A 21,382-nucleotide genomic window follows, 5' to 3' on the forward strand; every position below is an offset into this window, starting at 1 on the left:
CCCGGCCCGGCCCACCCTCGTCGCCCGGCCCACCCTCATTGAAAGGCAAGCGAGTGAGCACCGAAGCGTACGTGTACGACGCGATCCGCACCCCGCGCGGACGCGGCAAGGCGACCGGCTCCCTGCACGGGACCAAGCCGATCGACCTGGTCGTCGGCCTCATCCACGAGATCCAGGCCCGCTTCCCGGACCTCGATCCGGCCGCCATCGACGACATCGTGCTCGGCGTCGTCGGCCCGGTCGGCGACCAGGGATCCGACATCGCGCGGATCGCGGCCATCGCCGCCGGACTGCCCGACACCGTGGCCGGTGTGCAGGAGAACCGCTTCTGTGCCTCGGGCCTCGAAGCGGTCAACCTGGCGGCCATGAAGGTCCGTTCGGGCTGGGAGGACCTCGTCCTCGCCGGCGGCGTCGAGTCGATGTCGCGCGTCCCGATGGCCTCGGACGGCGGCGCCTGGTTCGCCGACCCGATGACCAACTACGAGACGGGCTTCGTGCCGCAGGGCATCGGCGCGGACCTCATCGCCACCATCGAGGGCTTCTCGCGGCGCGACGTCGACGAGTACGCGGCGCTCTCGCAGGAGCGCGCGGCCGCCGCCGTGAAGGACGGCCGTTTCGCCCGCTCCGTCGTGCCCGTCAAGGACCGCAGCGGCCTGACCGTCCTCGACCACGACGAATTCCTGCGCCCCGGCACGACCGCCGACTCGCTCGCCAAGCTGAAGCCGTCGTTCGCGGACATCGGTGACCTCGGCGGCTTCGACGCCGTCGCGCTGCAGAAGTACCACTGGGTCGAGAAGATCGACCACGTCCACCACGCGGGCAACTCCTCCGGCATCGTCGACGGCGCGTCCCTCGTCGCCATCGGCACCAAGGAGGTCGGCGAGCGCCACGGTCTGACCCCGCGCGCGCGGATCGTCTCCGCGGCCGTCTCCGGTTCCGAGCCCACCATCATGCTCACCGGTCCCGCGCCCGCGGCCCGCAAGGCCCTCGCCAAGGCGGGTCTGACCATCGGCGACATCGACCTCGTCGAGATCAACGAGGCCTTCGCGGCCGTCGTCCTGCGTTTCGTCAAGGACATGGGCCTGTCCCTCGACAAGGTCAACGTCAACGGCGGCGCCATCGCGCTCGGCCACCCGCTCGGCGCCACCGGCGCGATGATCCTCGGCACCCTCATCGACGAACTGGAGCGCCAGGACAAGCGCTACGGCCTCGCCACGCTGTGCGTCGGCGGGGGCATGGGCATCGCCACGATCGTCGAGCGTCTCTGACCGTCCTTTCCCGCACTGGCATCTACGGAGCAGCAGCAATGACAGCACTTTCGGCGAGTACCACCATCCGCTGGGAACAGGACGAGACCGGCATCGTCACGCTCGTCCTCGACGACCCCAACCAGTCCGCGAACACGATGAACCAGGCGTTCAAGGACTCCATCGCCGCGATCGCCGACCGCGCCGAGGCCGAGAAGGACTCGATCCGCGGCATCATCTACACCTCCGCCAAGAAGACGTTCTTCGCCGGCGGTGACCTCAAGGACATGATGAAGGCCGGCCCCGAGAACGCCCAGCAGGCGTTCGAGACCGGCACCGGCATCAAGAACTCCCTGCGCCGCATCGAGACGCTCGGCAAGCCCGTCGTCGCGGCGATCAACGGCGCGGCCCTGGGCGGCGGTTACGAGATCGCGCTGGCCTCCCACCACCGCATCGCCCTCGACGCGCCCGGCTCCAAGATCGGCCTCCCGGAGGTCACGCTCGGCCTGCTCCCCGCGGGCGGCGGCGTGACCCGCACCGTACGCCTCATGGGCATCACCGACGCCCTGCTGAAGGTGCTCCTCCAGGGCACCCAGTACACCCCGACGCGCGCCCTGGAGAACGGCCTCGTCCACGAAGTGGCGGCCACCCCCGAGGAGATGCTCGCCCAGGCGCGCGCCTTCATCGACGCCAACCCCGAGTCGCAGCAGCCCTGGGACAAGCCCGGCTACCGCATCCCGGGCGGCACCCCGGCCAACCCGAAGTTCGCGGCGAACCTGCCCGCCTTCCCGGCCAACCTCAAGAAGCAGCTGAACGGCGCCCCCTACCCGGCCCCGCGCAACATCCTCGCCGCGGCCGTCGAGGGCTCCCAGGTCGACTTCGAGACGGCCCTGGTCATCGAGGCGCGCTACTTCACCGAGCTCGTCACCGGCCAGACCGCGAAGAACATGATCCAGGCGTTCTTCTTCGACCTCCAGGCCGTCAACTCCGGCGCGAACCGCCCCAAGGGCATCGAGAAGCGCACCGTCCGCAAGGTCGCCGTCCTCGGCGCCGGCATGATGGGCGCGGGCATCGCCTACTCGTGTGCCCGCGCGGGCATCGAGGTCGTCCTCAAGGACGTGACCGCCGACGCCGCCGCCCGGGGCAAGGGCTACTCCGAGAAGCTCTGCGCCAAGGCCGTCTCCCGCGGCCGTACCACGCAGGAGAAGGCGGACGCGCTCCTCGCCCGCATCACGCCCACCGCCGAACCGCAGGACCTCGCGGGCTGCGACGCCGTGATCGAGGCCGTCTTCGAGGACCCGGCGCTCAAGCACAAGGTCTTCAAGGAGATCCAGCACGTCGTCGAGCCCGACGCGCTGCTGTGCTCCAACACCTCGACCCTGCCGATCACCCTCCTCGCCGAGGGCGTCGAGCGGCCCGTCGACTTCATCGGGCTGCACTTCTTCTCGCCCGTCGACAAGATGCCGCTCGTCGAGATCATCAAGGGCGAGCAGAGCGGCGACGAGGCGCTCGCCCGCGCCTTCGACCTGGTCCGCCAGATCAACAAGACCCCGATCGTCGTGAACGACTCGCGCGGGTTCTTCACCTCGCGCGTGATCGGGCACTTCATCAACGAGGGCGTCGCGATGGTCGCCGAGGGCATCGAGCCCGCCTCCGTCGAGCAGGCCGCGGCCCAGGCCGGCTACCCGGCCAAGGTCCTGTCCCTCATGGACGAGCTGACGCTGACCCTGCCCCGCAAGATCCGTAACGAGACGAAGCGGGCCGTGGAGGAGGCGGGCGGCACTTGGGCCGGCCACCCCTCGGACGTCGTCATCGACCGCATGGTCGAGGAGTTCGACCGTCCCGGGCGCAGCGGCGGCGCGGGCTTCTACGAGTACGTGGACGGCAAGCGCGCCGGCCTGTGGCCGGGCCTGCGTGAGCACTTCACCAAGCCCGGGTACGAGATCCCGTTCGAGGACATGCAGGAGCGCATGCTCTTCTCCGAGGCGCTCGACACGGTGCGCCTCCTGGAGGAGGGCGTCCTGACCTCGGTCGCCGACGCCAACATCGGCTCCATCTTCGGCATCGGCTTCCCGGGCTGGACCGGCGGAGTCCTGCAGTACATCAACGGTTACGAAGGTGGCCTGCCCGGCTTCGTGGCCCGCTCGCGCGAGCTCGCCGAGCGCTACGGCGAGCGGTTCCGGCCGACCGCGCTGCTCGTCGAGAAGGCCGAGAAGGGCGAGACCTTCACCGACGCCTGACCGTCACGGGGTTCCGCGCCGGGGGCTCAGCCCTCGGCGCGGAACGCCTCCCGCAGCTGCTCCTTGAGCGACCGCTGGAAGGCGGTCACCAGGGCCTGCACCACCATCGGCTGCATATGGGCCGACAGCGACTTCATCGCCGCCACGTGCTCCGGGTCCGATTCCTGCTCCCGGTAGGGCCCCCACACCTCATCGCGGAACAGCCGTGTCAGCTCCTGCGCGGCGTCCCGCGTGTGCTTCATGAGGACGGTGCGCGCCGCGAGGATCGTCTCGTGCGCGATCGGCACCCCGAGCAGTTCCACCCCGAGCCGCAGCAGACCGGGGTCCACGCGGAAACTGTCGCTCTCCTCCAGGTACGCGACGACGCCCATCGCGGCGAGCCGGTCCAGATCCTCCCCGGACAGGGCCCGCCCCGCCCGGCGCTCCAGCTCGGCGCGCGTGACGTCCTCCGCCGCGTCCGGGGCCCAGGTCGCGACCAGGGCGCGGTGGATCGCCAGATCGTCGGCGCTCAGGTCCGTCGGCAGCTGCTCCAGATACCGCTCGATCGCGGAGAGTGTCATGCCCTGGTGCTGGAGCTCCTCGATCAGCGCGAGCCGGGAGAGGTGGTCCCGGCCGTAGTGGCCGACCCGGCGCGGCCCGATCACGGGCGGCGGGAGCAGGCCCTTCGTGCTGTAGAAGCGGATCGTACGGACGGTGACGCCCGCGCGCGCGGCCAGTTCGTCGACCGTGAGCGTCGGCTCCTCGGTGTCCGTCGTCATGCTGCGCCTCGCTTCTCGGTTCCCGCGTAGTGCCGTGCTCCGGCTCCACGCCCGGTAGGTTCAACAGTATTGCTGACACACCAATGTTGTGAAAGCGCGGTTCGGCCGAAAAGGCGGACGCGCAGGGGGCGTTCAGGAATCAGTGAGTGCTTATACGCCTCGCCGAACCCGCTGTACAGAGGCTGATCATCATGTGAGAAGTGCCGCTATGTGATCTCCGCCACCGCGTGCCGCTCGCCTCGTGGGGGAAGGTGCACAGTCGGTCCGCGCCATGTCAGGAATGTCGCGGGCCGCAGCACATCCGGACCCCGGAGCGATCCGGGCACCACAGAGGGATCCCCCCACGTGAGCAAGGAAGCCGCCAACACGGCTCTGGACGCATCCCGCACAGATGCGTCCCAGGCGCCCGCCGACGCGGGTGACGCCGGCTACAGCAAGGACCTCAAGGCCCGTCACGTCAACATGATCGCGATCGGTGGCGCGATCGGTACCGGACTGTTCCTCGGAGCGGGCGGCCGCCTCCACTCGGCGGGCCCCGCACTCGCCGTCGCGTACCTCGTCTGCGGAGTCTTCGCGTACCTGGTCGTGCGCGCCCTCGGTGAGATGGTCGTGTACCGGCCGTCCTCCGGTTCCTTCGTGTCGTACGCGCGCGAGTTCCTCGGCGAGAAGGGCGCCTACGTCGCCGGCTGGATGTACTTCCTGAACTGGTCGATGACAGGCATCGCGGACATCACCGCGATCGCCCTGTACACCCAGTACTGGAGTGCCTTCACGACGATCCCGCAGTGGGTCCTCGCACTGATCGCCCTCGCGGTCGTGCTCGGCGTGAACCTGATCTCGGTGAAGTACTTCGGCGAGATGGAGTTCTGGTTCGCGATCATCAAGGTGGCCACGCTCGTCGCCTTCCTGTTCGTGGGCATCTTCCTGGTCGCCACCCAGCACCCGATCGACGGCCAGACCCCGGGCCTGAGCATGATCACGGACCACGGTGGATTCATGCCGGGCGGCACCATGTCGGTGGTCCTCGTCATGCAGGGTGTCGTCTTCGCGTACGCCGCCCTGGAGCTGGTGGGTGTCGCGGCGGGCGAGACCGCCGACCCGCAGAAGGTCGTCCCGCGCGCGGTGAACTCGATCATGTGGCGCGTCGGCCTGTTCTACTGCGGCTCGGTGCTGCTCCTCGCGCTGCTGCTGCCGTCCTCGGTCTACTCGTCGAACGAGAGCCCGTTCGTCACGCTGTTCAGCAAGCTGGGCGTCGGCGGCATCGGCGACATCATGAACCTGGTCGTGCTCACCGCGGCCATGTCCAGCCTCAACTCCGGCCTCTACTCCACGGGCCGCATCCTGCGCTCCATGGCGATGTCGGGCTCCGCGCCGAAGTTCACCGCCCGCATGAACCGCAGCCAGGTGCCGTATGGCGGCATCCTGCTCACCGCCGGTGTCGGCGTCCTGGGCGTGGGCCTGAACTACCTCCTCCCGCACGACGCCTTCGAGATCGTCATCGAGGTCTCCTCGATCGGCATCATCGGCACCTGGGTCATGATCATGGTCGCCCACCTGGCCTTCGTCCGGCGGGCCAAGCAGGGCCTGATCAAGCGGCCGTCGTTCCGCCTGCCCTGGTCCCCGGTCACCGAGATCGTCACGATCGTCTTCCTGCTGCTCGTGCTCGGCCTCATGTGGAACGACCCGGACACGGGCCGCAAGACCCTGATGCTGATCCCGGTCATCGCGGTCCTGCTCGTCGCCGGCTGGTTCGCCGCCCGCCGCCGCATCCAGCGCGAGGCAACCCAGGAACTGACCAAGCTGACCGACGGCGAGTAACGCCGCCCCCCACTGTCAGTGGCAGCTCCTACGGTGGCGTCATGTCGGAGATCGCGTATGTCCGAGGTGACGCCACCTTGCCGTTGGGCGAGGTGACGCGCATCGTCACGCATGTCTGCAACGACATCGGTGGCCGGGGCAAGGGCTTCGTCCTCGCGCTGTCCCGGCGCCGGCCGGAGCCCGAGGCCGCGTACCGCCGCTGGCACCGCGAGCGAGCGAAGAACGACTTCGGCCTCGGCGCAGTCCAGTACGTCCAGGTCGAACGCCACCTGTGGATCGCGCACATGATCGGGCAGCGCGGCACGCGCACGGGCGGTAAGGGTGTACCCGTCCGCTACGAGGCGATGGACGCCGGCCTCACCGACATCGCGGCCAAGGCGGCCGAGCTGGGCGCCTCCGTGCACATGCCGCGCATCGGATGCGGTCTCGCGGGCGGGAAGTGGTCGCGGGTCGAACCACTGATATCCGACCGGCTCGTGGCCCGCGGCATCGCGGTGACGGTGTACGACCACCGGGACCGAGCCGTACGTTGCGAGGCGGTGGTGGTCGGGTAGGCCCAAGGCATGGCCCTCGTACCCCTGCCCCTGGAATTCCACCTCAAGGTGGGTCAAGTCGGCGCATCGGTCGCCCTGTTCGCGGTCGGTGTCCTCGGCCGGGCGCGGCGGTGGGCCGGAGCGCCGGGCACGGCGGCCCCTGGGTGCGAGCAACCGCCTCAGCCTTGCCAGTGCACCCCCGTCCGGCCCAGTGCGGACCTCACCGGCGTGCCGCGCGGCCCGGTCGCCGCCGCCGAGGCGGACCTGCGCACCTGTGTCTCGGAGCTCGCGTCCGACCTGGCGTCCCGGTTGGGCAGCGAGTCGCAGGGCAGGGGCGGCATGGCATACCCCTGACCGGTACCACCTGGCCCCGCGGTCGCATACTGGATCACGTATCACCCGGGAATCGCTGGGGAGCCGTATGAAGCAGCACGAGCCCGATCCGGAGCCGCCCCCGCCCGGCGGCGTCCTGTGGGACATCGCAGGTGAGGCGCGGTCCCTGCTCGCGCTTCCGGCGGCGCTCACCCTTCAGGTCGCCCACCCGGCCGTCGGCGCCGGCGTCGACGATCACTCCGTGTTCCGCACGGACCCCTGGGGCCGCGGCGAGCGGTCGCTGCGCTCGGTGATGCTGTGGGTCTACGGCGGTGACGCCGCCGCGGAGGAGGGGCGCCGCCTGAGGCAGCTCCACCGCACCATCCGCGGCACCGACACCCGGGGCCGCAGCTACCACGCGCTGACCCCCGCCAATTACGCCTGGGTCCACGCCACCGGCTTCCCCGTCTACCGCCAGGCCCAGCGTTACCTCGGCCGCCGCCCCTTCACCGAGGCGCAGGAGCGCCGGCTCTACGCGGAGTGGCTCCAGGTCGGCCGGATCCTCGGCCTGCACGACCGCGACATGCCGCAGACCGTCGAGGAGTTCTGGCCCTACTACCGCAAGGTCCTGGCCGACGAGATCGAGCTGACGGCCGTCGTCCGTGAGCTCGTCGCGGTCGACGTGCCAGTCCCGCCGCCCGACCGTGGGCCGCTGCCGGTCAGGCTCGTGCTGCGCGCACTGTGGCCGGTGCTGCTGCCCCCGCTGGCCCGCTTCCGCCGCTTCCTCACGATCGGGCTGATGCCGCCCGACGCGCGGGAGGCCATCGGCCTGCCGTGGACCCCGGTCCAGGAGCGCAGGCTGCGACGGTTCGGCGCGGTCGTACGACGGGTGGTGCCGCTCCTGCCGGAACGCCTGCGCTATCTGCCGATGGCGAGACGGGCGCGAGCCGCCGAAGCGACCCGCGCCCGCCGACCCCGTAGGGCCGCGACCCAGAGCGACCACTGACCTTGAAGGGCCACTGACTCTGAGGGGTCACTGACCCCTAAAGGCCGCTGCCCCCGAAGGTCACTGGCCCGAGCAAGGGCCACTGCACCACGGCGCGATCAGGCGTCAGTGGTCGTGCACCGAGTTCGTCGCGGCGATCTGCTTCCACGACTTCGGCTTCGCCGGTGCCACCCCGGCCCGCGCCACCCGGTCCCGCTGCGCCGCGGCCGTGCCCGGCTTCGACGGCTGGTAGAGCCATGTGTCGAAGAGACCCGCCAGTGGCTTGCCCGAGACCTTCTCGGCGAACTTCACGAAGTCGGAGACCTTCGCGTTCCCGTACGCGTGCTCCTGCGGCCAGCCCTTGAGGATCGCGGCGAACTTCTTCTCGCCGACCTCGTTGCGCAGCGCCTGGATGGCCAGCGCCCCGCGGTCGTACACGGCGATGTCGAACTGGTTCTCCGCGCCCGGGTCACCGGGCTTGACCTGCCAGAACGCGTCGTCGGCCGGGTGCTGCGCGTACGTGTAGTCCGCCAGCTCCTGCGCCGTGCCCTCGCCCTCCTTCTCCGACCACAGCCACTGGCTGTAGCGGGCGAAGCCCTCGTTGATCCAGATGTCCTTCCAGCCGTCGACCGAGACGCTGTCGCCGTACCACTGGTGCGCCAGCTCGTGCACGATCACCGACACGTTCGACCCGTTCGCGAACTGCTTCGGGCTGTAGAACGGCCGCGTCTGCGTCTCCAGTGCGAAGCTGGACGGCACGTTCGGGACGTAGCCGCCGAGCGCGTTGAACGGGTACTTCCCGAACTTCGTCTCCAGCCACTCGGCGACCTCGGTGGTCCGCTCGACGCTGGCGCGCGCCGCGCCGTAGTTGTCGCCCAGGTCCTTGCTGTAGGCGTTCACGACCGGCAGGCCGTCCGCCGTCCTGTCGGTCGTGATGTCGAACTTGCCGACCGCGAGCGTGGTCAGATACGTCGCCTGCGGCTTGTTGGAACGCCAGTTGAAGCGCGTCCAGCCGAGCTTCGACGACTGCGACTGGAGCACGCCGTTGGAGATCGCCTGCGTCCCGTCCGGCACGGCCACCGACACGTCGTACGTCGCCTTGTCGCGCGGGTGGTCGTTCGACGGGAACCACCAGGCCGCGGACTCCGGCTCGTTCGCCCCGACACCGCCGTCCGGGGTGCGCTGCCAGGACGTGAAGCCGTACAGCTTCACCTCGGACGGCTTGCCGGCGTAGCGGACGACGACGGTGAACGTCGACCCCTTGGGCAGGCCCGCCGGCGGAGTGACCTCGAGTTCCTCCACGCCGGAGGTGGCGAACTTGGCCTTCTTGCCGTTGACGAGGACCTCGCTGACCTTGAGGCCGAAGTCGAGGTCGAAGCGCGAGAGGTCCTGCGTGGACGTGGCGAGGATCGTCGCCGTGCCCTCCAGGAGGTCCGTCTTCGGCTGGTACTTCAGCCGCAGGTCGTAGTGGGAGACGTCGTAGCCGCCGTTCCCGTAGTCCGGGTAGTAGGGGTCACCGATGCCGGAAGCCCCAGGGGTGAAGTCCGCCGCCGATGCCGGGATCGCCAGCATGAGAGCGGCCGCCAGTGCGCCCGGGGCGATGAGTCTGCGGTACACGAAAGCTCCAAGTCGTAGGCCCGTGAACGTTGTTGCCGACCCTATTCAGTCCCTCTCGCCCCGGTCATGTCCATGGCCTCATGTGTCACACGATCGCCATTCGGCCGACATGTGCCAATCGTCCCATGGACCTTTCATCGCACCTTCGCTCGTCACGGACTGCCCTCTTTTGCAAGGGAGTTCACCGGGGTAGCTTCCGCCCCATGCCGATACCTGAGAGACGCACGCGCCCCCTGTGGAGGACGCTTGCGACAGCGGCCACCGCCGCACTCCTTGCCGTCCTCGTCTCTCCCGGGGCCGCCCAGAGCGCCGCGCCCCGTGAGTCGAAGCCCGTCTACTCGTACGACAAGGCCATCCGCGAATCCGTCTGGGTCGACACCCGGCTCGACGGGGACGGCGACGGAAAGACCGACCGGGTCGCCGTCGACATCATCCGGCCGCGCGAACCCGCACAGCAGGGCCGCAAAGTCCCGGTGATCATGGACGCGAGCCCGTACTACTCCTGCTGCGGCCGCGGCAACGAGAGCCAGCTGAAGACGTACGACAAGAACGGGAACGTCGTCCAGTTCCCGCTGTACTACGACAACTACTTCGTGCCGCGCGGCTACGCCTTCGTCGCCGTCGACCTCGCCGGAACCAACCGCTCCGACGGCTGTGTCGACGTCGGCGGCCGCTCCGACATCCAGTCCGGCAAGGCCGTCGTCGACTGGCTCAACGGCCGCGGCAAGGGCTACACGACCCGCACGGGCACCGAACGCGCCAAGGCCGGCTGGACCAACGGCAGAACCGGCATGATCGGCAAGAGCTACGACGCCACCATCGCGAACGGCGTCGCCGCCACCGGAGTCGAGGGCCTGAAGACGATCGTCCCGATCGGCGGCATCTCCTCCTGGTACGACTACTACTTCCAGCAGGGCGCGCCCCTGTACGACAGCGGACCCGAGTGGCTGTCCGACTACGTCGAGAGCCCCGAGGCCCGCGCGCGCTGCGCCGCCGTGCAGAAGCGACTTGTCGACGAGGCGCCCAGGACCGGTGACTGGACCGGCCTGTGGGACGAGCGGAACTACGTGCCCGACGCCGGCAAGGTCAAGGCCAGCGTCTTCGTCGTGCACGGCATGCAGGACCTCAACGTCCGCGCCAAGCACTTCGGCCAGTGGTGGGACGCCCTCGCGAAGGCGGGCGTCGACCGCAAGATCTGGCTCGCGCAGACCGGCCACGTCGACCCCTTCGACTCCCGCCGGAGTGCCTGGGTCGACACCCTCCACCGCTGGTTCGACCATGAGCTCCTCGGCTACGACAACGGCGTGGACCGCGAGCCGATGGCCGACATCGAGCGCACCCCCGACCACTGGAGCACCGACCGCGTCTGGCCGCCCCGCACCACCGACGCCGTGCGCCTGAGCCCCGCCAAGGGCAGCGCGGCCGGTGTCGGCAAGCTCGGCCTCAAGCAGGGCTCGGGCACCGAGGTGTTCACCGACGACCCGAAGCTGAGCGAGACCGACTGGGCCGCGCAGATCGACAGGTCGACGCCCGACAAGGCCGGGTTCATCACCGAGCCGCTCGGCAAGGACCTGCGCCTGTCCGGCTCGTCGAAGGTCACCGTCACCGCGACCCCGTCGACCACGACCGCCCACCTCTCGGCCGTCCTCGTCGACCTCGGCCCCGCCACCATCCGCGACTACGCCGACTCCGGCGAGGGCATCACCACGCTCGCCGACCGCACCTGCTGGGGCGCGAGCACGGCCGGCGACAGCTCCTGCTTCCTGCGGACCGAGGCCAAGACCGCCGACGTCGACCGGACCGTGTTCAGCCGCGGCTGGGCCGACCTCGGCAACTACGCCTCCGACCGCACGGGCAAGCCGCTCACCCCGGGCAAGCCCTACACGATCACCCTCGACCTGGCCCCGAGCGACCACGTCGTCCCGGCGGGCCACCGCCTCGCGCTGATCGTCGCGGGCACCGACAAGGACCTCATCGACCCGCCGTCCACCAAGCCCACGCTCACCCTCGACCTGGCCAGGACGTCCGCGCGCGTCCCGTTCGTCGGCGGAGCCCACGCGTTCGCGTCCGCCACGGCCGGCACCCACACCGCCGCGCCGCGCACGTCGGCTCCCGAGCGCCTGGCCGACCCCCGTCCGTTCCGCCCCGTCCCGGGAGGCAGCGCTCGATGACACCGCGCTCGGTGACACCCCGTCTCCGTACCCTCGCCCTGGCCGCGACGGCGGCCGCCCTCGCCGCACCCCTGCTCACGGCCCCGGCCCAGGCGTCCCCGGCGGTGCCGCGGACCGGCTTCGAGCAGCGCGACGGAGCCGGCTGGACCAGTCAGCCCGAGGAGCAGGACTTCCTCGCGGCGGTCGACAAGGGCAGTGACCGCGTCTCCGTCGACACAGCCGGCACCACCAAGCAGGGCAGGCCCGTCCAGCTCGTCCGCATCGGCGAGCACCAGACCGCGAACACCGTGTTGCTCATCTGCAGCCAGCACGGCAACGAACCGTCCGGCCGCGAGGCGTGTCTCACCACGATCCGCGACCTCGCCTACGCCAAGGACAAGAAGACGAAGGCCTTCCTGTCCCGCACCACGCTGCTCGTCGTCCCCACCGCCAACCCCGACGGCCGCGCCGCGAACACCCGCGGCAACTCCGACGGCGTCGACATCAACCGCGACCACATCGCCCTGGAGACCGCCGAGGCGCGGGCCATGGCCGCCGTCATCCGCGACCGCAAGCCCGACGTGATCTACGACCTCCACGAGTACGGGGCCACACCCAAGTACTACGACAAGGACCTCTTCGACCTCTGGCCGCGCAATCTCAACACCGACACCCAGGTCCACGACGAGGCGGAGACCCTCTCCACCGCGTACGTCCGTCCTGCCGCCAACTCCGGGGGATACTCCACCGGCACGTACGGCATCTGGACCGACCCGGTGACCGGTGAGCCCGTCAAGCAGACCGCGGGGGACGGGCAGGAGCGCATCCTGCGCAACGTCTCCGGCGTGAAGCACGCGGTCGGACTGCTCATCGAGAGCCGCGTCGACCCCCAGACCGACGCGGAGAAGGCCGACCCGGCGCTCAACAACCGGCGCCGGGTCAAGAGCCAACTCTCCGCGCTCGGCGGCCTGTTCACGTTCACCGACCGGCACCGCGGCAGGATCGAGGCGGCCACCGGCGCCGCCCGCGTGGCCGGGTACCGCGACCGCGGACCCGTCTACGTCGGAGGAGCGGACAACGACCCGGCCGAACCCGCGGAGATCATCCAGGACCCGCCGTGCGGCTACCGTCTCGACGCGGCGCAGTACGCGTCCGTGAAGGACAGGCTGGCGCTGCACGGGATCACCGTGCGCAAGGACCGGGCAGGGGAAGGGGCGTTCGTGCCGCTGCGCCAGTCCGAACGGGCGCTCGTGACCCTGCTCCTCGACGCGCGTGCTCCGTACCACCTCATCGAGGGGGAGCCCGACACAACCTGCTGAATCCGGGGCGATCTCGTCATGTGTGGTAGGTCCTGAGGGGTGAATAATCCCGAAATCAAACCTGCCGCGGAGGCGACGGGGCGACGGAGTCCGACGACCGACCGGGTGGTGTTCGGCGTGACAGCCGCACTCACCGTGGCGTTCGTCATCTGGGGCTCCGTCGCCACCGACTCCCTCGAGGACGTCTCGACACGCCTCCTCAAAGGGCTGATCCACAACGGCGGTTGGGCGTTCATGCTGGCCGCGTCCGGCTTCGTCGTCTTCGCCCTCTGGCTGGCGATCAGCCGGTACGGGAAGATCACGCTCGGCGCCGAGGGCGAGACGCCCGAGTTCAGGACCGTCTCCTGGGTCGCCATGATGTTCAGCGCCGGCATGGGCATCGGCCTGATGTTCTACGGAGTCAGCGAGCCCCTCGCCCACTACACCACGCACCCGCCGGGCACCCGGCCCGTCGACTCCGCGCAGGCCATGGAGACCTCCATGGCCACGACCCTCTTCCACTGGACGCTGCACCCCTGGGCGATCTACGCCGTCGTCGGACTGGCCATCGCCTACAGCACGTTCAGGCGCCGCCGCCGGCAGACCATCAGCTCCGTCTTCGTCCCGCTGATCGGCGAGCGGCACGCGCACGGCGCCTGGGGCCGCGTCATCGACATCATCGCGATCTTCGCCACGCTCTTCGGCTCCGCCGCGTCCCTCGGCCTCGGCGCCCTGCAGATCGGCAGCGGATTCGAGGTGCTCCACTGGATGGACAAGGCGAGCACGGGGCTCCTCGTCACCATCATCGCGGTCCTCACCGTCGCCTTCGTCGCCTCGGCGGTGTCCGGAGTGGAGAAGGGCATCCAGTGGCTGTCCAACATCAACATGGTCCTCGCGCTGATCCTGGTCGTGTTCGTGTTCATCGCCGGGCCGACGATCCTGGTCCTCGACCTGGTGCCCACGTCCCTGGGCGCGTATCTCGGTGAACTGCCGCAGCTCATCGGCAGGACGGAGGCGTCCAGCGGCAAGGGCGTCGCGGCCTGGCTGGGCAGCTGGACGGTCTTCTACTGGGCGTGGTGGATCTCCTGGACGCCGTTCGTCGGCATGTTCATCGCCCGCATCAGCAAGGGCCGCACGATCCGGCAGTTCGTCGGCGGCGTCATCCTCGTCCCCAGCACCGTCAGTCTCATCTGGTTCGCGGTCTTCGGCGGCACGGCGATGAGCCTGAAGGAGGGCGGTGCACTCGCCAATGCCGCCACCCCCGAGGCCCAACTCTTCGGTGTGCTGCACGAGTTCCCCATCGCCACCGCGACGAGCCTGCTCGTGATGATCCTCGTCGGCATCTTCTTCGTGTCGGGCGCCGACGCGGCCTCCATCGTGATGGGCACGCTCTCGCAGAAGGGTGCCCTCGAACCCGGCCGCTTCGTGGTCATCTTCTGGGGCGTCGTCACCGGAGCCGTCGCCGCCGTCATGCTCCTCATCGGCAACGGCGCGGGCAACGCGTTGACAGGACTGCAGAACCTGACGATCCTCGTCGCCGCGCCCTTCACCCTCGTCATGATCGGGATGTGCGTGGCCCTGATGCGGGACCTGCGCCACGACCCGCTGATCGTCCGCGGCGACATGGGTGTCGAGGCCGTCGAGGCGGCGGTCATCGCCGGACACGAGCAGTACGACGGCGACTTCGAGATCCGGATCGGGCCGGGCCGGGGCACGGAGCGCGAGGGCGACCCGATCGGCTAGCCCCCGGTCCGTGCGGCCGAAGCACTCAGGAGACGGCGAGCCCGGCCGCCTCCTGGGCGCAGCCCCACGCGACCGTCACACCGGCCCCGCCGTGGCCGTAGTTGTGGACCAACACCCCGCCCCACGGTGCCCGTTCACGCTCCACCCGTACCTCGGGCCGCGTCGGCCGCAACCCCACGCGGTGCCCGATGACCCGCGCCCCCGCGATCTCGGGCCGCACCCCCGCGCACCGCGCCACGATCGCCTCCGCCACGGCGGGATCGGGTTCGAGCGACCAGTCGTCCTCCTGTGTCGTGCCGCCCAGGATCAGCCGGCCGGGTTGCGGAAAGAAGTACGTCGAGGTGTCGGGGGAGTCGCCGCCGCCGGTGAACCACGTGTCCACGCCCGGGTTCTCCACGAGGACGAGCTGCCCGCGCAGGGGGCGTACCGAATCGTCCGGTACGAGTGTCCGGGCTCCGATGCCCGAGCAGTTCACCACGACCGGAGCCGCCGCGCCCGCCTCCGCGAGGTCCGTGATCTCCCGCGTCTCCACGCGCCCGCCGGCCGCCAGGAAGCGCTCCTTCAGCCACTCCAGGTGCACCGGCATGTCGACCAGCGGAAGCCGCGCCCACAGGCCCGCGCCGCCCCCGTACTCCGCCGCGGTCGCCGGACGAAGCCCCGCCACCCCGCCGGCCCAGGGCCCCAGACCGTCGAGGACGGTGTCGGCGTGCACGCCCTCCGCCATGCGCACGCCCGCCGGACCGGGCCGCGCCGCCAGCTCCTCGTACACGCGCAGGGACCGCAGCGACCAGTCGGTGACCCGCGCCACCGGGTCGATCCTGTACGGCCACCACAGCGCGCCCGCGACCGCCGACGTCGTCAGAGCGGTGGGATCCCGCGTCCAGAGCCGCACGCGCCGCCCCGTACCCACGAGTTCAAGAGCCGTCGTCAGGCCGATGACCCCGCCGCCGACCACGATCACATCACTGCTCGCGTCACTGTCCACGAGCGGACCGTAGCGGAATGAGTCATGCCGTGCTCACATCAGCACGTGGGTGGGAATACTCCGGACATGTCTGCCGAGTACGCGACCTTCGGCCTGGCACCGGCCATGCGCGCCGGTGGAGTTCTCACGAACGGGGACTACCAAGTCCACCGGGAGTTCCTGGACTTCATCGTGAACGGCTCGCCGCTGCTGTTCCAGCTCTCCGACCTCGACGCCGTCTCCCCGCTCGCCTCCGACATCCCGCCGGCGATCTTCACGGCCCACGTCCGCAGCCTGCTCCTCGAAGCGGACGCGCCGCTGCCCGGCGACCGCTACGTCATCTACGGGTGCCCCGAGTGCGAGGGCCTCGAATGCGGGGCCGTCACCGCGGTCATCGAGGCGGACGGGCCCGACGTCATCTGGCGCGACTTCGCCTGGCAGACCGAGGAGCAGGCCGACCTGGAGCTCAACGGCTACCACGGCATAGGCCCCTTCCGCTTCCTCGGCGCCGCGTACCGCGAGGCGCTGAGGCCGCTGCTCGACGGCGCCGCGGAGCCGGCCCCGGCCCGCCGTGTCCTGCTCATCGGGGCCCGCGTCGCCGTCCTCGCCAAACTCGCCGCCGCGCTGCGCACGATCGGCATCGGCGCCGAGATCACCCAGGACGCGAGCGGTGTGCCGCCCGAGGAACTGCGTACCTACGGCGCGGTCGCCTTCGGGCGCGCCGTCAGCGAGTCCGACCGGGCCGCGGTGCGCGAACAGTTCGAGCGGGCGGGCGCCGAGGCGGCGTACGTGGACGGGCTCGCCCCGATCGTCCCGCTCCTCGTCGCCCAGATAGAGAGCGCCCTGGACCGCCGCGCCGCCCCACAGCGGCGCCTCACCCGCCTCGTCGCCGCCGACGGGGAGGCGGGCCTGGAGGTCACGTCCGCCTGCCGGGTCCGCCTCACCGCGTACCGCCTCGACCGGCTCTACCGCACCCACGCCGAGGACGTCTTCGACGCCGTACTCGAACCGGGCCGCCACCGCATCGCGCTCGACCCGAAGGCGACCAGGGGCGAGTCGTTCGTCGTGGCCCGCACCACGGGGAGCGTGCTGGTGGCGCCCATGGCCCGGTGAGGGGGTCATGCGCTGACGGGGAGCGGCGGGCGTGGGCGGTCCGCCCGATCGCTAAAATCGGCGGTCTGATGACTGCCACTCTCGTAGCCAAGAACCTCGCCGCCGGGCACGGCGACCGGTCCCTGTTCTCCGGGCTCGACCTCGTGGTCGCGCCCGGCGACGTGATCGGGCTCGTCGGCGCCAACGGCGCCGGGAAGTCCACGCTCCTCAAACTCCTCGCCGGCCTCGACACCCCCGAGCAGGGCGAGCTGCGGCTCTCACCGCCCGGCGCGACCGTGGGGCACCTGCCCCAGGAGCCGGAGCGCCGCCCCGGCGAGACCGTGCGCGAGTTCCTCGCCCGGCGCACCGGCGTCGACGCCGCACAGCGCGCCATGGACGAGGCCACCCAGGCCCTCGTCGACGGGGCCCCGGGGGCCGACGACGCCTACTCCGTCAGCCTGGAGCGCTGGCTCGACCTCGGCGGCGCCGACCTCGACGAGCGCGCCGAGGAGATCACCGGCTCCCTCGGCCTCGGCGTGGGCCTCGACCAGGAGATGACCTCGCTCTCCGGCGGCCAGGCCGCGCGCGCGGGCCTCGCCTCGCTGCTGCTGTCCCGCTACGACGTGTTCCTGCTGGACGAGCCGACCAACGACCTCGACCTGGACGGCCTGGAGCGCCTGGAGTCCTTCGTGCGCGGGCTGCGCGCCGGCACGGTCGTCGTCAGCCACGACCGCGAGTTCCTGACCCGCACCGTCACCAAGGTCCTGGAGCTCGACCTCGCCCAGCAGGAGATCAACCTCTACGGCGGCGGATACGAGGCCTACCTGGAGGAGCGCGAGGTCGCCCGCCGGCACGCCCGCGACGAGTTCGACGAGTACGCCGACAAGAAGGCGGCCCTCGAAGGCCGCGCCCAGATGCAGCGCGGCTGGATGGACAAGGGCGTCAAGAACGCCCGCCGCAAGGCCACGGACAACGACAAGATCGGCCGCAAGTTCCGCAGCGAGGCCAGCGAGAAGCAGGCGGCCAAGGCCCGGCAGACGCAGCGCATGATCGAGCGCCTCGACGTCGTGGACGAGCCGCGCAAGGAGTGGGAGCTGCGCATGGAGATCGCGGCGGCGCCGCGATCCGGCGCCGTCGTCGCCACGCTGCGCGACGCCGAGGTGCGGCGCGGCGACTTCACGCTCGGTCCGGTCTCGCTCCAGATCGACTGGGCCGACCGCATCGCCATCACCGGGGCCAACGGCGCCGGGAAGTCGACGCTGCTCGGCGCGCTCCTCGGCCGGGTGCCCCTGGACGCGGGGCACGCGACGCTCGGCTCCGGTGTCGTCGTCGGCGAGGTCGACCAGGCGCGGGCCCTGTTCCACGGCTCGGAGTCGCTGCTCGACGCGTTCTGCGCGGCCGTGCCGGACACCGAGCCGGCCGACGTGCGCACGCTGCTCGCGAAGTTCGGCCTGAAGGCCGGTCACGTCCTGCGGTCGGCGGCCACGCTGTCGCCGGGCGAGCGCACCCGCGCCGCGCTGGCGCTGCTCCAGGGCCGCGGCGTCAACCTGCTGGTCCTGGACGAGCCGACCAACCACCTCGACCTGCCCGCCATCGAGCAGCTGGAGTCGGCGCTCGACTCCTACGAGGGCACGCTCCTGCTCGTCACCCATGACCGCCGCATGCTGGACGCCGTCAGGACGCAGCGGCGCCTCGAGGTCGCCGACGGCAAGGTGACGGAGCTCTCCGTCTGACGTTCTGCGGTGCGCGGCGCGGGCTGACGTGAGACGTGTGCGGCGCGGGCTGACGTGAGACGTGTGCGGCGCGGGCTGACGTGAGACGTGTGCGGCGCGGGCCGATGTGTGGCGCGTGGGCTGAGGTGTGCCGCGTGGTGTGGGGCTGGCGTGAGACGTGTGCGGCGAGGGCTGATGTGTGGTGTGGGGCTGGCGTGAGACGTGTGCCGCGAGGGCAGACGCGAGAGACGTGAGCCGCGCGGCCCGAGGCGTGGCTCGGGGCTGACGTGAGGCCGGCCGCGTCGGCGTGGCGCCCGGGGCCGGTCACCTGTGTGGTGACCGGCCCCGGGTGTGTCAGCGCCCCTTCGGGTCGAGCAGGCCCGCGCGGCGCAGCGCCTCGGCCATCTCGCTGTTCGCGGGCGGGGGCGCGGACGCGCCACCCCGCCGCTGCCCCTGGGACTGCTGCCGCTGGGCCTGGCCCTGCCCTTGCTGGCGGCGGCCCTGGCCGCCCTGACCCTGACCGCCCTGTGCCTGGCCCTGGCGCTGCTGCCCTCGCTGCTGCGGCGGGCGCCCGCCGCGTTCGCGGCGGCCGCCGGCGGCGGCCCCTGCCCCTGCCCCGCCACCGGCACCCGGCTCGCCCGTCGCCGCCTCGTCGTCGAGACGCAGCGTCAGCGAGATCCGCTTGCGCGGGATGTCCACGTCGAGGACCTTCACCTTGACGATGTCACCCGGCTTCACGACGTCCCGCGGGTCCTTCACGAACGTCTTCGACATCGCGGACACATGCACGAGCCCGTCCTGGTGCACGCCGACGTCCACGAACGCGCCGAACGCCGCCACATTCGTCACCACGCCCTCGAGGACCATCCCGGACGCCAGGTCGGAGATCTTCTCGACGCCGTCCTTGAAGGTCGCCGTCTTGAAGGCGGGACGCGGGTCGCGCCCCGGCTTCTCCAGCTCCTTCAGGATGTCCGAGACCGTCGGCAGACCGAACGTGTCGTCCACGAACTCGGCCGGCTTCAGCGACCGCAGCGCCGCCGCGTTCCCGATGAGGGACGCGACCTGGCCGCCCGTCGTCTTCACCATCCGCCGCACCACGGGGTACGCCTCCGGGTGCACCGACGACGCGTCGAGCGGGTCGTCGCCGCCGCGGATCCGCAGGAAGCCCGCGCACTGCTCGTACGCCTTCGGGCCCAGCCTGGACACGTCCTTGAGGCCCTTGCGCGACGTGAACGGGCCGTTCGCGTCGCGGTGCGCCACGATGTTCTCCGCGAGGCCCGAGCTGATGCCGGACACACGGGCGAGCAGCGGAGCGGACGCCGTGTTCACGTCCACGCCCACGCCGTTCACACAGTCCTCGACGACCGCGTCCAGGGACCGCGACAGCTTCACCTCGGACAGGTCGTGCTGGTACTGGCCGACGCCGATCGACTTCGGGTCGATCTTCACCAGCTCGGCCAGCGGGTCCTGGAGGCGGCGGGCGATCGACACGGCGCCGCGCAGCGACACGTCCATGTCGGGCAGCTCCTGCGAGGCGAAGGCCGACGCCGAGTACACCGACGCGCCCGCCTCCGACACCATCACCTTGGTGAGGTTCAACTCCGGGTGCTTGGTGATCAGTTCACCGGCGAGCTTGTCGGTCTCGCGCGACGCCGTGCCGTTCCCGATCGCGATCAGGTCGACCTTGTGCTCCTGGGCGAGACGGGCCAGCTTGGCCAGCGCCTCGTCCCACCGGTTCGCGGGCACGTGCGGGTGAATGACGTCCGTCGCCACGACCTTGCCCGTCGCGTCGACGACCGCGACCTTCACGCCCGTACGGAAACCGGGGTCGAGGCCCAGCGTCGCGCGCGTGCCCGCCGGGGCGGCGAGCAGCAGGTCCCGCAGGTTCGCCGCGAAGACGTGCACGGCCTCGTCCTCCGCCGCCGTGCGCAGCCGCAGCCGCAGGTCGAGGCCGAGGTGCACCAGGATGCGGGTCCGCCAGGCCCAGCGCACCGTGTCGGCCAGCCACTTGTCCCCGGGCCGCCCCTGGTTCCTGATCCCGAACCGGTCCGCGACGATCGGCTCGTACGAGGACGGGCCACCGGCCGCGTCCCCCGGCTCCTCCGGCTCCAGGGTCAGGTCGAGGATGTCCTCCTTCTCACCGCGGAGCATCGCGAGAATCCGGTGGGAGGGCAGCGCGGTGAACGGCTCCGAGAAGTCGAAGTAGTCGGCGAACTTCGCGCCCGCCTCCTCCTTGCCCTCACGGACCTTGGCGGCCAGCTGTCCCCGGCCCCACATGCGCTCACGCAGCTCGCCGATCAGGTCGGCGTCCTCGGAGAAGCGCTCGGTGAGGATGGCGCGGGCGCCGTCGAGCGCGGCCTGCGCGTCCGCGACGCCCTTGTCGGCGTCGACGAACGCGGCCGCCGCGGCGGCCGGTTCCACCGTCGGGTCCCCGAGCAGCCCGTCCGCCAGCGGCTCGAGCCCCGCCTCACGCGCGATCTGCGCCTTGGTGCGGCGCTTCGGCTTGAACGGCAGGTAGATGTCCTCGAGGCGCGCCTTGGTCTCGGCGGCCATGATCTGCGCCGCCAACTCGTCGGTCAGCTTGCCCTGTTCCCTGACCGAGTCGAGGACCGCCGCGCGCCGTTCCTCCAGCTCCCGCAGGTAGCGCAGCCGCTCCTCGAGCGTGCGCAGCTGCGCGTCGTCGAGCATCTCGGTCGCTTCCTTGCGGTAGCGCGCGATGAACGGGACGGTCGAACCGCCGTCGAGCAGCTCGACGGCGGCCTTCACCTGCCGCTCCCGTACGCCGAGCTCCTCGGCAATCCTGCCTTCGATGGACCCCGTGATGGGACCTGCGCTGGGTGTTGCCACGATGCCGTACCGCCTTCTCAACTGAGGGTGCGCGGCAATTGTGGCAGGTGGCGCCGACAACGGGGG

At 70.9% G+C, this 21,382-nt stretch carries 15 protein-coding genes; 11 read left to right on the top strand and 4 right to left on the bottom strand.

Going from position 1 to position 21,382, the window contains the following annotated elements; translation table 11 throughout:
• The first annotated feature begins 53 nt into the window (after window positions 1-53).
• Window positions 54-1,268 (top strand): acetyl-CoA C-acetyltransferase, encoded by a 1,215-nt coding sequence (locus LGI35_RS35335; RefSeq protein ID WP_227298337.1) that lies wholly within the window; start codon window positions 54-56, stop codon window positions 1,266-1,268.
• Window positions 1,269-1,306: 38 nt separating this feature from the next.
• Entirely contained in the window at window positions 1,307-3,487 is a 2,181-nt protein-coding gene (locus LGI35_RS35340; RefSeq protein ID WP_227298338.1) for a 3-hydroxyacyl-CoA dehydrogenase NAD-binding domain-containing protein, read from the top strand.
• A gap of 26 nt (window positions 3,488-3,513) precedes the next feature.
• Here the strand turns inward: LGI35_RS35340 and LGI35_RS35345 are convergent, their stop codons facing one another.
• A complete protein-coding gene (locus LGI35_RS35345) occupies window positions 3,514-4,245 on the bottom strand; it encodes a MerR family transcriptional regulator (RefSeq protein WP_227298339.1) in 732 nt (243 codons plus the stop codon).
• 345 nt (window positions 4,246-4,590) lie between these two features.
• Here LGI35_RS35345 and LGI35_RS35350 point away from each other — a divergent pair, with 345 nt between their 5' ends.
• The 4 genes from LGI35_RS35350 to LGI35_RS35365 all read left to right on the top strand — a co-directional run bounded on the left by LGI35_RS35350 (window position 4,591) and on the right by LGI35_RS35365 (window position 7,914).
• Window positions 4,591-6,063 (top strand): amino acid permease, encoded by a 1,473-nt coding sequence (locus LGI35_RS35350; RefSeq protein WP_227298340.1) that lies wholly within the window; start codon window positions 4,591-4,593, stop codon window positions 6,061-6,063.
• Between the two features lie 41 nt (window positions 6,064-6,104).
• Window positions 6,105-6,617 carry a macro domain-containing protein gene (locus LGI35_RS35355; protein WP_227298341.1) on the top strand — a complete coding sequence of 171 codons (513 nt, stop codon included), beginning with the start codon at window positions 6,105-6,107 and terminating at the stop codon, window positions 6,615-6,617.
• A gap of 9 nt (window positions 6,618-6,626) precedes the next feature.
• Complete coding sequence (locus tag LGI35_RS35360) at window positions 6,627-6,950, top strand: hypothetical protein (protein WP_227298342.1); 324 nt, start codon at window positions 6,627-6,629, stop codon at window positions 6,948-6,950.
• A gap of 67 nt (window positions 6,951-7,017) precedes the next feature.
• Window positions 7,018-7,914, top strand: a complete 897-nt coding sequence (locus LGI35_RS35365) for an oxygenase MpaB family protein (protein ID WP_227298343.1) — start codon at window positions 7,018-7,020, stop codon at window positions 7,912-7,914.
• 105 nt (window positions 7,915-8,019) lie between these two features.
• Here LGI35_RS35365 and LGI35_RS35370 read toward each other — a convergent pair whose 3' ends face one another.
• Entirely contained in the window at window positions 8,020-9,510 is a 1,491-nt protein-coding gene (locus LGI35_RS35370; protein ID WP_227298344.1) for a M1 family metallopeptidase, read from the bottom strand.
• Between the two features lie 203 nt (window positions 9,511-9,713).
• On the opposite strand from LGI35_RS35370, the gene LGI35_RS35375 reads away from it, so the two are divergent.
• From LGI35_RS35375 to LGI35_RS35385, 3 genes are all read left to right on the top strand, one after another.
• Window positions 9,714-11,681, top strand: a complete 1,968-nt coding sequence (locus LGI35_RS35375; protein ID WP_227298345.1) for a Xaa-Pro dipeptidyl-peptidase — start codon at window positions 9,714-9,716, stop codon at window positions 11,679-11,681.
• Window positions 11,678-12,979: a M14 family metallopeptidase gene (locus LGI35_RS35380; protein WP_227298346.1), complete on the top strand. Its 1,302-nt coding sequence runs from the start codon at window positions 11,678-11,680 to the stop codon at window positions 12,977-12,979. Before LGI35_RS35375 ends, LGI35_RS35380 begins: the two co-directional genes overlap by 4 nt.
• A gap of 108 nt (window positions 12,980-13,087) precedes the next feature.
• Entirely contained in the window at window positions 13,088-14,701 is a 1,614-nt protein-coding gene (locus LGI35_RS35385; protein WP_264484732.1) for a BCCT family transporter, read from the top strand.
• Window positions 14,702-14,726: 25 nt separating this feature from the next.
• Here the strand turns inward: LGI35_RS35385 and LGI35_RS35390 are convergent, their stop codons facing one another.
• Complete coding sequence (locus LGI35_RS35390) at window positions 14,727-15,686, bottom strand: FAD-dependent oxidoreductase (protein WP_227298347.1); 960 nt, start codon at window positions 15,684-15,686, stop codon at window positions 14,727-14,729.
• A 66-nt stretch (window positions 15,687-15,752) separates the two neighbouring features.
• On the opposite strand from LGI35_RS35390, the gene LGI35_RS35395 reads away from it, so the two are divergent.
• Together LGI35_RS35395 and LGI35_RS35400 are read left to right on the top strand one after the other, a co-directional pair.
• A complete protein-coding gene (locus LGI35_RS35395) occupies window positions 15,753-16,778 on the top strand; it encodes an oxidoreductase (RefSeq protein WP_227298348.1) in 1,026 nt (341 codons plus the stop codon).
• Between the two features lie 68 nt (window positions 16,779-16,846).
• Window positions 16,847-18,490, top strand: a complete 1,644-nt coding sequence (locus tag LGI35_RS35400) for an ABC-F family ATP-binding cassette domain-containing protein (RefSeq protein WP_227298349.1) — start codon at window positions 16,847-16,849, stop codon at window positions 18,488-18,490.
• Window positions 18,491-18,823: 333 nt separating this feature from the next.
• On the opposite strand, the gene LGI35_RS35405 is transcribed toward LGI35_RS35400, so the two are convergent.
• The gene (locus LGI35_RS35405) at window positions 18,824-21,316 is read right to left on the bottom strand and encodes a Tex family protein (RefSeq protein WP_227298350.1); all 2,493 of its coding nucleotides are present in this window, start codon (window positions 21,314-21,316) and stop codon (window positions 18,824-18,826) included.
• Between the last annotated feature and the right edge of the window lie 66 nt (window positions 21,317-21,382).

The sequence above is a fragment of the Streptomyces longhuiensis genome, assembly GCF_020616555.1.
GTDB lineage: Bacteria > Actinomycetota > Actinomycetes > Streptomycetales > Streptomycetaceae > Streptomyces > Streptomyces longhuiensis.